The sequence below is a fragment of the Vibrio hepatarius genome (assembly GCF_043642085.1).
GTDB lineage: Bacteria > Pseudomonadota > Gammaproteobacteria > Enterobacterales > Vibrionaceae > Vibrio > Vibrio hepatarius_C.
The window spans coordinates 254,163-267,646 of record NZ_JBHZSA010000001.1; the positions used below are offsets into that span (position 1 = coordinate 254,163).

The 13,484-nt window shown below is 45.2% G+C and carries 10 protein-coding genes; 7 read left to right on the forward strand and 3 right to left on the reverse strand.

What is annotated here, in order from left to right; genetic code table 11:
• Nucleotides 1–42 precede the first annotated feature (42 nt).
• Nucleotides 43–1,635, reverse strand: coding sequence for an ABC-F family ATPase (locus ACHUFZ_RS01175; RefSeq protein WP_394125508.1), 1,593 nt, complete (start codon nucleotides 1,633–1,635; stop codon nucleotides 43–45).
• A gap of 213 nt (nucleotides 1,636–1,848) precedes the next feature.
• Between ACHUFZ_RS01175 and ACHUFZ_RS01180 the strand changes: the two genes are divergently transcribed.
• Entirely contained in the window at nucleotides 1,849–4,194 is a 2,346-nt protein-coding gene (locus ACHUFZ_RS01180; protein WP_394125509.1) for an ATP-binding protein, read from the forward strand.
• Nucleotide 4,195: 1 nt separating this feature from the next.
• Entirely contained in the window at nucleotides 4,196–5,074 is an 879-nt protein-coding gene (locus tag ACHUFZ_RS01185) for a mechanosensitive ion channel family protein (RefSeq protein ID WP_134834774.1), read from the forward strand.
• Nucleotides 5,075–5,146: 72 nt separating this feature from the next.
• On the opposite strand, the gene ACHUFZ_RS01190 is transcribed toward ACHUFZ_RS01185, so the two are convergent.
• Nucleotides 5,147–7,177 (reverse strand): sensor histidine kinase, encoded by a 2,031-nt coding sequence (locus ACHUFZ_RS01190; RefSeq protein ID WP_394125510.1) that lies wholly within the window; start codon nucleotides 7,175–7,177, stop codon nucleotides 5,147–5,149.
• A complete protein-coding gene (locus ACHUFZ_RS01195; RefSeq protein WP_394125511.1) occupies nucleotides 7,167–8,612 on the reverse strand; it encodes a sigma-54-dependent transcriptional regulator in 1,446 nt (481 codons plus the stop codon). Before ACHUFZ_RS01195 ends, ACHUFZ_RS01190 begins: the two co-directional genes overlap by 11 nt.
• 259 nt (nucleotides 8,613–8,871) lie before the next feature.
• Between ACHUFZ_RS01195 and ACHUFZ_RS01200 the strand changes: the two genes are divergently transcribed.
• The 5 genes from ACHUFZ_RS01200 to ACHUFZ_RS01220 are packed head-to-tail and all read left to right on the forward strand — an operon-like array spanning nucleotide 8,872 to nucleotide 13,456.
• Complete coding sequence (locus ACHUFZ_RS01200) at nucleotides 8,872–9,690, forward strand: ABC transporter substrate-binding protein (protein ID WP_394125512.1); 819 nt, start codon at nucleotides 8,872–8,874, stop codon at nucleotides 9,688–9,690.
• A gap of 6 nt (nucleotides 9,691–9,696) precedes the next feature.
• Nucleotides 9,697–10,395: an ABC transporter permease gene (locus ACHUFZ_RS01205; protein WP_004414099.1), complete on the forward strand. Its 699-nt coding sequence runs from the start codon at nucleotides 9,697–9,699 to the stop codon at nucleotides 10,393–10,395.
• 7 nt (nucleotides 10,396–10,402) lie between these two features.
• Nucleotides 10,403–11,119, forward strand: a complete 717-nt coding sequence (locus ACHUFZ_RS01210; RefSeq protein WP_394125513.1) for an energy-coupling factor ABC transporter ATP-binding protein — start codon at nucleotides 10,403–10,405, stop codon at nucleotides 11,117–11,119.
• Complete coding sequence (gene mobA, locus ACHUFZ_RS01215; RefSeq protein ID WP_134834781.1) at nucleotides 11,097–11,681, forward strand: molybdenum cofactor guanylyltransferase MobA; 585 nt, start codon at nucleotides 11,097–11,099, stop codon at nucleotides 11,679–11,681. The genes ACHUFZ_RS01210 and mobA overlap by 23 nt, the downstream gene beginning before the upstream one ends.
• A complete protein-coding gene (locus tag ACHUFZ_RS01220; protein ID WP_394125514.1) occupies nucleotides 11,681–13,456 on the forward strand; it encodes a bifunctional molybdopterin-guanine dinucleotide biosynthesis adaptor protein MobB/molybdopterin molybdotransferase MoeA in 1,776 nt (591 codons plus the stop codon). The genes mobA and ACHUFZ_RS01220 overlap by 1 nt, the downstream gene beginning before the upstream one ends.
• The last annotated feature ends 28 nt before the right edge of the window (nucleotides 13,457–13,484 follow it).

Below are 13,484 nucleotides of genomic sequence, written 5' to 3' on the forward strand. Positions count from 1 at the left end.
TCACTAGGAGGCTCTTTTTTATATCAAATAATTACAGGTAGATTAACCTGCGATACCACGCGCTTTTAGGAACTCAGCGTATGTGCCGCGGAAGTCGTGAATCTGGCCATCTTTGATTTCTAGAATACGTGTTGCTAGAGAGTCTACGAATACGCGGTCGTGAGAAACGAAGAACAGTGTGCCTTTGTATTGCTCAAGTGCGTTGTTCAAAGATTCGATCGATTCCATGTCCATGTGGTTGGTTGGTTCGTCCATTAGCAGCATGTTTGGCTTGTGCATCTGAATCTTACCTAGAAGCATACGACCTTGCTCACCACCAGACAGTACTTTTACAGACTTCTTGATGTCGTCTTGAGAGAACAACATGCGACCTAAGAAGCTACGCAGTACTTGCTCGTCATCACCCTCTTGGCGCCATTGACCCATCCAATCCATCAGGTTCATGTCTTCTTCAAAATCATGAGCATGGTCTTGAGCATAGTAACCAATGTTAGAGTTTTCTGACCACTTGTATTCACCTGTACGAGGCTCTAGAGCGCCAGACAGTGTATTTAGTAGTGTCGTTTTACCCACGCCGTTCTCACCGATGATTGCCACGCGCTCACCCACTTCGAAAATCGCATCGAACTTGCTGAATAGATCGCCTTCAAAACCTTGGCTTAGGTTTTCTACTACTAGTGCGTTACGGAACAGTTCTTTAGACTGCTCAAAACGGATGAATGGGTTTTGACGGCTTGACGCTTTAACTTCATCAAGCTGAATCTTATCGATCTGTTTAGCACGAGATGTCGCCTGTTTCGCTTTTGATGCGTTTGCAGAGAAACGCGCCACGAACGTTTGCAGCTCAGCAATTTGTGCTTTCTTCTTAGCATTGTCAGACAATAGACGCTCACGAACTTGTGAAGCCGCTGTCATGTACTCATCATAGTTACCGTGGTAAACGCGCAGCTCACCATAGTCAAGGTCAGCCATGTGCGTACATACTGAGTTTAAGAAGTGACGGTCGTGCGAGATGATGATCATGGTGCAGTTACGCTGGTTTAACGTATCTTCCAACCAACGGATAGTATCCATATCCAAGTTGTTGGTTGGTTCGTCAAGAAGCATGATGTGCGGGTCAGCAAACAGGACTTGAGCAAGTAGAACACGCAGTTTCCAACCAGGTGCAACTTCACTCATTAGGCCGTAGTGCTGCTCTTCTGGGATACCTACAGCAAGAAGCAGTTCTCCTGCTTTAGAATCAGCCATGTAACCGTCCATTTCTGCGAACTGAACTTCTAGATCAGCCACTAGCATGCCTTCTTCTTCACTCATCTCTGGTAGAGAGTAAATGCGGTCACGCTCTTGTTTAACTTTCCATAGCTCTTTGTAACCCATGATAACCGTGTCGATTACCGTGAACTCTTCGTAGGCGAACTGATCCTGGTTTAGCTTAGCGACACGTTCATTAGGATCGTAACTTACATTACCACCCGTCGGCTCTAGCTCACCGCTTAGAATTTTCATGAACGTAGATTTACCACAGCCGTTCGCACCGATCAGGCCGTAACGGTTACCTTCACCAAACTTAACTGAAATGTTTTCAAACAGTGGCTTAGCACCAAATTGTTGTGTGATGTTGTTAGTGGAAATCAATGTCGTTACCTATTTAATATGAAAAACCGCGCCACACTACTGTTTACCGCGCCTAACTTCAAGCATTGTTTTACGATAGATTCATGACACTACACTGACGATTCTTATGTGTAAGACTATTAGGCTGTGCGCTTATATTTTGCCAGCGATCGTTCGCTTTTCGTATGAAAGTCGCTAAACTAACTCTAACCTCATAAGATTTAAGAGATTTCTATGCGTTCCATAACACGCTTATGTGTAATTTTTTCTCTACTCATCTCTAGTTTTTCTTATGCCAGCTGGGATTATGACTTCCAGCCAGTGCCAGAAGCTAAATCTGTCGCCAGTGACATAGCAGATGAAGTAAACCAGATTCCAGATCCTCTGTTTATGACGTCAAAGGATCACCGTAAGGTTTCACTGTTGTTAAACGCGGTTTTGCAAGAGCAAGACAAACAGCGCGTTTCGTTTGATCAGCATTTAGCCTCTTACCGCAAATCCGGCAACGATAAAACTTGGTTTGAAGTGGAATCAAGTTATCTGACATTAAATAGTTTGGCCCAAAGTAAGCAGCGCCTACTTGAGCTAACCGACAATGCGATACGCGAAAAACTAACGGGCTTTGGTCCGTACGGTGTGACGCAATTTAAACGCGAACTGCAGTTAACTAAGCTAAATGGCGAATACCTATTCCATTTTCAGATTCGTAGCTTTAAATCTTTGATTAATGACCTTCTAATTTCACCTGTTCCTGTTATCTGGGCCGCGCTGAAGGTTCTATTCATCTATTTTGTCTTGGTTTGGTGGCTAGCTAATAACCGCCGCCTGATCGCACTATTTAAATCTTCGTTTGTCGAAAACTCGAATAAGCCTCCTTTCTGGGTACGTGTCGTTTGGTACATTAGTAGTGCCAACCGCGCCATTGCTTGGCTAATCGGTATCACGCTTTCCTTGCGCGTGCTGTCCGGTATCCCAAGTCTTCAACACCTAATATTCCTAGAGATCTTTACTTGGTGGATTCTTGGTGGCTCGATTGCAGTCAGTTTTATTCTAGAGCTGACTTATCGCCACAGCCGCACTACCAGCCCTGAAGTTATTGCTTTACGCCTTTCAACCATCCGTCGTTACGTATGGAGCATTATTGTCGCTGGCGTGATCTTGCAAATATCAATGCGTACCCTTGGTAAAGGCACTATTTATTATTGGATATACAGCGCTCTGTTCTTTTGGTTTGTCTTGGTTACTGTTTCAGTCCTACGCCTTTGGCGAACAAAAGTGTTTGAAACCGTTGCGCATATTCCTGAACGTCCAGTATGGGTTCAGTGGGCAATCAGCCGCAAAGATACATTCCTACTCAATATTGTCGCCACTGCGATTAGCATCGTTTGGTTGTCGGTCCATGTACTAAAACACAAGATTGTTGGTGCGCTTTCGAGCTTTAGCTTCTTTAGTCAAGCACTGGCATACCTGTTTAGAATTGAAGTGGCTAAACAGACCAATAGCCACAGTAACCAAGAAAAGTTGAGTCGAGTTCGTGGTGATGCGACATTTAAGTATGTGCTTCCTGGCAATGCAGACAGTGAATTGATCGATTACGCCACTGATGAGATCAAACAGCTATCTCAATACCTGCTAACGGACAGCCCTGCAGTTTGTGTCCTCTCTGGTGAACGTGGCGCCGGTACGACAACTGCCCTACGCTCTTTGCTTAACCGAGTGAAAAATGCTGAGCCAATTTATTTGAGCTGTCCTTATGCAGGTTATAAAGAATTATTGGTTCACCTTGCGGTAAGTATTGGTCTAGAAGAAGATGCCACCGAGATTCAAATCTTGGCTCATTTGCGTAAAAGTGACACCACTTACCTCATTGCGATTGATAATACTCAGCGACTGGTTAAGCCGATGGTTGGTGGGTTGGCCGAACTTATCCGTATTGCCAACTTACTGCGTCGTTCACGTAAGAATCACCGCGTAGTGTTTGGTATTGAGAAAGCGAGCTGGCGCTTTGTCGATCGCGCACGCGGTGAGCGCCTGTTATTCGATTTAGTTAGCTTCTTACCTCGCTGGACTGAAAAACAAGTTGGCCAACTGCTCGACACGCGCATCAATCAAACCGACGACTATCGTCTCTCGTTTGACGGATTAATGGTACCGAAGCAATGGGACCAAGAAGAGTGCACAGAAGAAGAGCGTGCCAAGCAGGGCTTCTACCGTATTCTTTGGCATTACTCTGATGGGAACCCTACCGTAGCGTTGCGCTTTTTCCGTTTCTCTCTAAATAAAGATAAAGAAACTGAACAAGTTTACGTGCGTTTGTTTAAAGCGCCTGAATCGCAAGAGCTCGAAAAAATGCCTAAGCCAATGCTTGCTGTTTTGCGCTCGATTGTTCAGTTGGAGATTGCTTCTCCAGAAGTATTGTCTGACTGTACTCAGCTCACCATTGCAGAGATAACTGGTACGTTAAGATACTTCCAAAGCCGAGGCTATATTGAGTGGTCAGAAGATAAAGCTCGTATCTCTGATCATTGGTTCCGCCACATTACTAATGTACTCGACCGTCAACACTTACTGGTGAAATAATATGATTCGTTTTCTACTCGTTATTTTGTCATCGTTTATCGCCCTTCCCGCGCTAGCAACGGAAGAGATGGCTAATGTCGATAACATTACTCAAATCGCCAGTTTGATTCGTTGGAGTGGCGTGTTCTTCTCTTTCTTGGTGATCGCGGCAACTTGGTTACTGCTCAAGTTTATCAACTCAATGGTTGAGAGTATCGGTAGCCAGTTTGCTCAGTACCGAATGTTGCTACAGAAGCTGCAATCATTCATGCAGTTCTTCATTTACATGAGTGCCGGTATTCTGGTGTTTATGATGAGTTTCCGCATCAACGACCAAATATTGGCTCTGATTGGCGGTACGCTGGCTGTATCGGTCGGTTTCGCATTAAAAGACCTAGCGGCATCCTTCATCGCTGGCATGACGGTAATGGTTGATCGACCGTTTCAGGTTGGTGACCGCGTCACGTTTGAAGGTAACTACGGAGATATTATTGCTATCGGTCTGCGTTCAGTACGTATGCGGACACTTAACGACGACATCATCACTATTCCAAACAACAAGTTCTTAAGTGAAGTTACCGTCAGTGGCAACTATGGCGCACTTGATATGCAGGTGGTGATTCCGTTTTACGTGGGAATGGATGAAGACATCACCCTTGCGCGTGACTTAATCCAAGAAGCAGCCTCATCGAGTCGCTATATTCACTTGCCAAAGCCTGTAACCGTATTGGTCAAGCAAACTATTACTGATAACTACCTAGCGATTCAGTTAACGTGTAAGGCTTATGTGGTTGATACAGCCTATGAGAAGTTGTTTGAGACCGACATTACCCTGAGGGTGATGAAAGAGTTTAAGAAGCATAACATTAGCCCACCGAAGATCGCTGTGCTCGCCCACTAAGCGCACTCTTACCTCATAACCAACGGCCAAACTATCATGTTTGGCCGCTTTTTTATTTGCTCGATTCCTTGCTTAAAGGTTTGTTATCTTTAACTCGTTCTCAGTGCGCTCCGGTAAATAGATGCTAAATACACTTCCTTTGCCCCACTCTGAAGAGGCCTTCAGTTCCCCACCTGATTGACTTAAGATACTTTGAGAGACAGATAGTCCAAGCCCAGTACCTTCTCGCTTAGTGGTATAAAACGGAGAGAAGATTCGCTTAAGGTTTTCTTCTTTGATTCCACACCCTTCATCTTGAACGTGGATGATCGCACCTTGGTTCTTACCGTCTTCAATCCAATCTTCGCTTGAAATGAGTAATCGACCTTTACCTTGCATTGCATGGATACCATTCATCTGTAGGTTGACGAGTATCTGCAACAATTGATGGCGATTGACCTCGACACAGGTGTGAGCGTTAAGCTGGGTTTCAAAACTAATGTCCCGCTTCTTCGCACCGGTTTTCACTAAGGTCACACTTTCCTCAATAATTGGGTTAACGTGCTGCCAAGTGATCTCATCTTGTACACCGCCTTGGCGACTGTATTGGAGTAAGCTACGGGTGATATTTCGAATACGGTCGATCTGCGCGTGAATCGCTTCAATTTCCTCTGTTACCCTTTTAGAGTCCTCTCCTAGCTCGAACTGAATCAATTCAACATTACCAAGGATCACCGCCGTAGGGTTATTGATCTCATGGGCAATGCCTGCGGTTAATTCACCTAATGCCGCGAGTTTCTCACTGATAACCAGTTTATCTCTGGTCTGGTTCAATAACTGAATATGAAGCTCAAGTTCTTCGGTTTTCTCTTTTAAGCTCGCGGTTCGGTCTTGAACCTTACATTCAAGGCCCTCAGCTGCTTTCTGTAGCTCATTTTTGCGCTGTTTAAGCAGGTCGAGCATATTATCGAATTGCTTCGCTAGCATCGCCAGTTCATGGTTTTCATCTAAACCTAAATGGCCAATTCGCGTCTCTTTGCCAAGTTGAATCATCTTCACCACACGATGGATGTGTTCTATCGGTACAAACAGATCGCGAGAACCGCGATACACTAGCAGACTCGATATCAACAATAGAAAAAGCGTTGTTATCGACACCTCAGCGATGTTGGTCATATAAGTGGTCACAAACGGCCACAGAAGATAGCCGGTATACAGCATACCAATAACGTTATCATACTGGTCGTGAAGCGGCTTATACGCGGTGATGTACCAAGCATCATAAACAAATGCTAGATTTACCCACTCTTGCCCTTCAACCAAAACCGCCTGTTTTACTTCTTGCGAAACTCGCGTACCAATAGCGCGGCCCTGTCTAACTTCACTATTAAGCGGAACGTTAGTACTGACACGAAGATCATCTAAGAACACCGTCAGTGTGCCGACTGGGCGCAGGCTGTCTCCTTTTGATGGATAGATCAAGTCACGAATGGTATCGACCAGCGATGTACTGTTATTTAGCAGCAACCCGCCGTCTAAGAAACCAATCAGATCATTGGTTTCATTGTAGATAGGGATGACGGTGCGACTGACTAAACCTCGCCCTTCAACTTGATTGCCATCTAAGATCGGGGTTTGAGCGCGTATGGTTAAATCTTGGCTGAGCTCTTTAAGCTCCTCGGCAGTAAGAACATCGAAAAACGACTCTTTACGCGTCAAATCCAAGAAGCGGAACTTGTTTTCGATCGTATCGACGCGGTGAAAGCGTAGAAAATCGAGCTTATAACGATGTCTCTGCTCGGCAACCCATTGTTGCAATTCTGCTTCGTCTGGTTTCTTACTCCTGACATGGGTAATGAATTCATAGGAATCAGCAAACGCTTTAACATGGTTCGCCTGCTTTTCTTGAATTAACTCAATGCTGTTTTCTGCAACGCCTAAGCGCTCTGAAACATCCAACAATGCACTTTGCCAGGTGTAGTGAATCGACCAATAGACAGTAATACCGATCAAAGCGATCAGGGTGAGAAAAATCGGCGCAGACGTTAGAAACATGAGTCGATATCGAACCATGGTCTTGAATCGATATCGCCATTTCCCCCACAACGTCGTACTAGTCGGCATAGCTAGAGCCCTCGCTGTCCCACTCTTTGTACTTGCGCTCTAATGTTTTGCGTGCAACGCCTAAGTCTCTGGCTGCGGCCGATTTATTGCCATCATGGAAATCGACTAATTGTTCGATGTGCGCCCTTTCGACCTCTTTCAATGCCCAAGTATTTGGGTAGCCGGATGATGTTACGCCATCGTTTATTTCAATCAGCTCAGCACCACTCGATACCGTCATGGTAATCGAAGGCTTAAGGTGCTCACCGTTGACTTCACGCCAGTAATGAGCCGGCGGCTTACCGAGTAAGATACAGCGCTCAATCAGGTTTTTAAGTTCGCGAATATTGCCCGGCCAGTCATAGTCGTTCATTGCATGGATGTCTTCATGAGCCCACTTAGGGTCCGGCATGCCAAGCTCTGAAATCAGCATTTTGGTAAAGAATGGAACTAGCTCAATAAGATCGGCCTTACGCTCTTTAAGTGGCGCAACATCAATCTTCAGCACGTTTAAGCGATAATAAAGATCCGATCTAAAGTTGCCTTTGTTTACTTCTTCTTGGAGATTACGGTTGGTCGCCGCTACGACACGCACATCGACCGTGACTTCTTTCTCGCTACCGACAGGTCTAATTGTCCGTTGCTCCAATACTCGCAATAGTGCCGACTGCATACTTAACGGCATTTCACCAATTTCATCGAGGAACAAGGTGCCACCACTCGCGACTCTGAACAGACCTTCGCGACTTTTCTTTGCGCCGGTAAATGCGCCGGCTGTGTGACCAAACAACTCACTTTCTAAAAGCTCTGGCGCAATGGCTCCACAGTTGATTGGAACAAACGGTCCATTTCTTCCACTGGCTTCATGCACGCCGCGCGCAACCAGCTCTTTACCTGTACCCGACTCACCTTCCACTAACACTGAGGCTCTAGAAGGCGCGAACTGAGTAATTAACTGCTTAAGCTGTTTGGTTTTTTCTGACCCACCGACAATTTCTGTTTTGATGTGACGCTTAAATTCGTGCTTAAGCGCAAGCTGATGTCTTTGCTCAAGACGCTTATCCATGCAACGTTGTACCGCTCGCAGCATTTGGTCGAGATTGAACGGCTTTAGAATGAAGTCAGATGCGCCCAGCTTTAATGCAGAAATCGCAGTTTCAAGATCGGCGTAGCCAGTCATAAAAATCACATCGGCTTTCTTATCCTGGTCATTGAACGCTTCTTCCCACTCAATCCCCGAACGACCTGGAAGGTTAATATCCAAAACGATCAGGTCATAGTGATTGGTAAGACGAAGCGCTTCCGCTTCTTCTATACTCCCTGCACAATCTACTTTCGCGAACCATTTGCTTAATGCTTTGTTTAGAATGGTCTGCATACCGATTTCATCGTCTACAACAAGAACAGAGAAAGCTTGGTATTGAGATGCTTTAAGTGGGTCAAGTGACACAGGCATAGTCTTATACTTATTCATGAGGTTATTGGGACAGAGTGTACCAAGTTTATTCGGCAACAACTCTGCGAATGTGAGACATTTTGTCCCAGATCAAATTTTAATATGCTAAGTCATTGAAATTACATTTGAAAATAGTCACAAAGTTTTGGCATTAAGATTGCTTTATATGCGTGCCAGTTTATAACACTGACTGGTGGTATTGGTTTTATACATTTCAGAATGGAAAGCCGAAATCAAATAAAAAACGGATAAAAACAACATGAAAGCAATCACTTTTACTCTAGCGACAGCGTCTTTGGCCTTGGTTAGTTATTCCGCTTCAGCAGCAGGCGACAACACACACGTCCGACTCGCTACTACAACCAGTACCTACCACTCAGGCCTTTTAGACTATCTTCTCCCTGAATTTGAAAAAGATACTGGTTACAAGGTAGATGTAATCGCCGCCGGTACAGGTAAATCTCTTAAGATGGGACAAAATGGCGATGTGGATCTTGTGATGACACATGCGCCAAAAGCAGAAGCTAACTTTGTTGAGAATGGCTACGGCGTTCTGCCAAGAAAACTGATGTACAACGACTTTGTTATCGTTGGACCACATGACGATCCAGCGAAAGTTACTGCTCAGAAAGACGTTGCTCATGTATTTGAGAGTATCGCAAATAGCAATGTGACTTTTGTGTCTCGTGGTGACGACTCTGGTACACATAAGAAAGAAAAAGGCATCTGGGAACAAACCAAAATCGAACCTAACTTCGGTGGCTACCGCAGCGTAGGTCAAGGTATGGGCCCAACGCTCAACATGGCGAACGAAATGCAAGGCTACACCATGACTGACCGTGGTACATGGTTGGCATACAACAACAAGCTTGATCTAGAGATCTTATTCCAAGGTGACAAGCAGTTGTTTAACCCATACCAAGTTATCCTTGTTAATCCGGAACGTTATCCAAGCATCAACTACCAAGGTGCAAAAGAGTTCAGTGATTGGTTGGTAAACCCTCGCGGCCAAGATCTGATCAATAAGTTCAAGTTACACGGCAAGCAGTTGTTTGTCGCAAACGCGAACGAGAAATAACCCTCTATGAGCCTATGGCAAACCACCTTAGATGCGCTCACGCTATTAGTGAGTTTTGATACTGAGCTTTGGGAGATCGTTGCGGTCTCCTTTAGCGTGTCACTATCTGCAATTTCGATCGTTTTACTTCCAGCGATTTTGTTATCGTTTGTCCTCGCGTACACCAACTTCAGAGGCAAATGGTTACTGCTATCACTGGTGAATACTTTGCAAGCCATCCCAACGGTCGTTATCGGCCTTCTCCTGTATATGATGCTGTCACGTTCAGGTCCGCTTGGAGACTGGCAAATGCTATTTACGCAAAAGGCAATGATCGTAGGTCAAATGCTCATAGGCTTCCCCGTGTTAGTTTCAATGATGCATGGCGCATTGCAATCGAGCGATCGCCGTGCGGTTGAAACGTCCATCACACTCGGGGCGTCTATTCCGCGCATTGTAGCAACCATGATTTGGGAAACTCGCTTCCCTCTTCTTGCTGCCGCTATTGCTGCTTTTTCTCGTATTGTTACTGAAGTCGGCTGTTCTACTATGGTGGGTGGTAACATCATGGGAATTACTCGTAACATTCCAACTGCAATCGCAATGGAGAGCCATAAAGGTGCATTTGCACAAGGTGTCGCGCTCGGCATTGTGTTACTTACTCTCGCACTGGTCTTGAACTTCATGCTCACCAGTATGCGCGGTAAAGGTTACTTAAGGAGCTAGGCCCTAAATGACAATAAAAATTACCGCACAGCAACTCTCTATGCGTTTCAAAGAACGCGTGCTATTCCATATACCAACACTTTCTATCGGGCCAAATGATGCTATCTATCTAAAAGGCGATAACGGTGTCGGTAAAACAACCCTGCTTAAGATCCTCTCTGGGTTAATCAAACCCACTACAGGTAATGTGGTTGCGCCAAACGACACTTGGCTACATCGTCTATTTCCGCGCACAGGCCGAAAAGACGTTATCTATCTGCATCAATCGCCTTATTTGTTTGACGGCACGGTTTATGAGAACGTTGTTTATGGCATTCGCTATCAAAAAGAAGAAGTAAAAGATAAGCGAGCTCAAGTTATCACTGCCCTACGCATGGTAGGCTTAGAAACATTAGCGGATGAACATATTTCCGTTTTGTCTGGTGGTGAGAAGCAAAGAGTCGCAATGGCGCGTGCCTGGATTCTTAAGCCTTCGATTCTACTGATGGATGAACCTAGCGCTTCACTCGATCAAGAGTCGATTGAACGTCTAGTGATTATGGCCCAAGATCTCATCGATCGTGGCTCTAGTCTGGTTATTACGAGTCACCAGCAAAACGCATTAACCGATTTATGCCGTAAACAATGGTGGATAAAAGAGACAACTTTGATAGAGTCTCCACTGCTACAAGTAATTTCAGATAAAGAGTTAGATAAAACTTATGCTTCTTCCAAAGCAAACTAGCTGGGTAATTTTAGCTGGTGGGCAAGCAAGCCGAATGGGAGGCCAAGATAAAGGCCTCGTTCAACTAAACGATAAGCCATTAATTGAGCATGTGATTGAACGCCTCTCATCTCAAACATCCCAAATCCTAATCAACGCTAATCGAAACCTTGATACCTACCAACAGTATGGTGAAGTGTTTTGTGATCAGTTTGAACAGTTCCCTGGCCCTATGGGTGGCATACATGCTGGGCTAGTTAATGCTAAAACCGACTGGGTTGGTTTCGTTCCATGCGATAGCCCTCTTATCAGTAACGACATCGTTGAACGTTTTTGTCGTGAAGTGAATGATGAGAGCGAGATTTTGGTCGCTCATGACGGCGATCACCAACAGCCTGTTTTCACCCTTTACCACAAATCCGTGCTAGATAGATTGACGGCATTCTTAGAGCGAGGCGATCGTAAGATCATCTTACTTTACAACGAATGCAATACTAAATACGTCGATTTTAGCGACTCTCCTCAATGCTTTGTTAACTTAAACACGCCAGAAGAGTTGGCGCAATTTGGTACGATTAATTAATGAATTTTCAATTACCTATCCCAATTTTAGGTTTTGCCGCGTACTCAGGTACTGGGAAAACAACCCTTTTAGAAGCTCTTCTGCCAAAACTGACTGAAGCGGGTTTGCGCATTGGTATGCTAAAGCATGCTCACCATAATTTTGATGTCGATAAAGAAGGCAAAGATAGCTACCGCTTAAGAAAAGCTGGGGCTTCACAAATGCTGATCTCATCACGTAACCGCTTTGCTCTGATGACAGAAACGCCAGAAGCGGAATCAGAATTTGAATACCTGCTAACAAGATTTGATACCGACAAGCTCGACGTTATTCTTGTTGAAGGCTGTAAAAATATTGCGTTTCCAAAAATTGAACTTCATAGAGAAGTCGTCGGTAAACCTTGGCTCTACCCTAGCGACGACAACATTGTTGCTATCGCAGCAGATACCGAAGTAACGGATTCAGAGCTACCACAAATGAACATCAATGATCTGGATGCGATCAGTGCCTTCGTTGTGGATTACGTAAATCGTCAAGCAAACCCTGTTGAGACAAAGCCTGAAGGTGCGTGCTGCGATACCTTATCTCCGGCATTTTTATCAGTCACGCAAGGTCAGGAAAAGATCCTTTCGATGGTAAACTGTGTCGAAGGTACCGAAGCATGTGCGATGTTCGATGCGTCATGTCGCGTGTTATCGGATGATGTCATCTCCCCAGTTAACGTCCCTCAATACACCAACTCTGCTATGGATGGGTATGCCATCCGCGGTGAAGATATCGGCCTTGCTGAATATCAAGTCGTGGGCGAAGTAATGGCAGGTTACGCACACAATGCGCCTCTGCTTGCAGGTCAAGCGGTAAAAATCATGACGGGGGCACCTACTCCGGTTGGCGCTGATACCGTAATCATGCGTGAACAATCATCACAGCAAGGTGACATTGTCAAATTTAACGCCGATATCAAGGTGGGACAAAATGTCCGTCAAGCGGGTGAAGACTTAGCAATGGGCGCTGCTGTATTCAGTCAGGGTCAGCGTCTCGCGTCACCAGAAATGGGCATGTTAGCGTCACTGGGCTTTGGTGAGTGCACGGTTTTCCGCACACTAAAAGTCGCGGTATTTTCTACTGGCGATGAAGTACAAGCTCCGGGCACCGAACAGAAAGAAAACTCTATCTATGATTCAAACCGCTTTACCATCATAGGTATGCTAAAAGCGCTTGGCTGTGAGATTCTCGATTACGGCATTATCGGAGATAACGAAGATCTGATGATTCAGGCACTCGAAGAAGCCTCACAAAATGCTGATGTAGTGATGACTTCAGGCGGTGTTTCAGTCGGTGATGCGGATTACATTAAGCTGGCACTGGACAAGCTTGGGCAAATCGATTTTTGGCGTATTAACATGCGACCAGGCCGCCCACTCGCCTTTGGCCAAATCAACAATAAGCCGTTCTTCGGTCTTCCGGGTAACCCTGTTGCTGTAATGGTTTCCTTCATCAACTTCGTTGAGCCAGCATTACGTAAGATGCAAGGTGAAGTCGATTGGCAACCACTGAAAGTAAATGCCGTTGCGACAGAGAATCTACGCTCTCGCCAAGGACGTACTGAATTCAGTCGTGGTGTATATGAACTTGACTCACGTGGTCAGCTCACCGTAAGAACGACAGGTAAACAAGGTTCGGGAATTCTTCGCTCTATGAGTGAAGCAAACTGCTTAATTGAAATTTCTCCTGCTGTTGACACGGTTAAGGTGGGAGAAAGCGTGACAATCATCCCACTTCAAGGCAGAATCTAACCTTCAAAGTATAAGGCCAGTTTTCTGG

Excerpts from the sequence above, each read along its gene's own strand:
- ACHUFZ_RS01180 (WP_394125509.1), top strand. The coding sequence starts at position 1,849 with ATGCGTTCCATAACACGCTTATGTGTAATTTTTTCTCTACTCATCTCT.
- ACHUFZ_RS01185 (WP_134834774.1), top strand. The coding sequence starts at position 4,196 with ATGATTCGTTTTCTACTCGTTATTTTGTCATCGTTTATCGCCCTTCCC.
- ACHUFZ_RS01190 (WP_394125510.1), bottom strand. The coding sequence starts at position 7,177 with ATGCCGACTAGTACGACGTTGTGGGGGAAATGGCGATATCGATTCAAG.
- ACHUFZ_RS01195 (WP_394125511.1), bottom strand. The coding sequence starts at position 8,612 with ATGCCTGTGTCACTTGACCCACTTAAAGCATCTCAATACCAAGCTTTC.
- ACHUFZ_RS01200 (WP_394125512.1), top strand. The coding sequence starts at position 8,872 with ATGAAAGCAATCACTTTTACTCTAGCGACAGCGTCTTTGGCCTTGGTT.
- ACHUFZ_RS01205 (WP_004414099.1), top strand. The coding sequence starts at position 9,697 with ATGAGCCTATGGCAAACCACCTTAGATGCGCTCACGCTATTAGTGAGT.
- ACHUFZ_RS01210 (WP_394125513.1), top strand. The coding sequence starts at position 10,403 with ATGACAATAAAAATTACCGCACAGCAACTCTCTATGCGTTTCAAAGAA.
- mobA (WP_134834781.1), top strand. The coding sequence starts at position 11,097 with ATGCTTCTTCCAAAGCAAACTAGCTGGGTAATTTTAGCTGGTGGGCAA.
- ACHUFZ_RS01220 (WP_394125514.1), top strand. The coding sequence starts at position 11,681 with ATGAATTTTCAATTACCTATCCCAATTTTAGGTTTTGCCGCGTACTCA.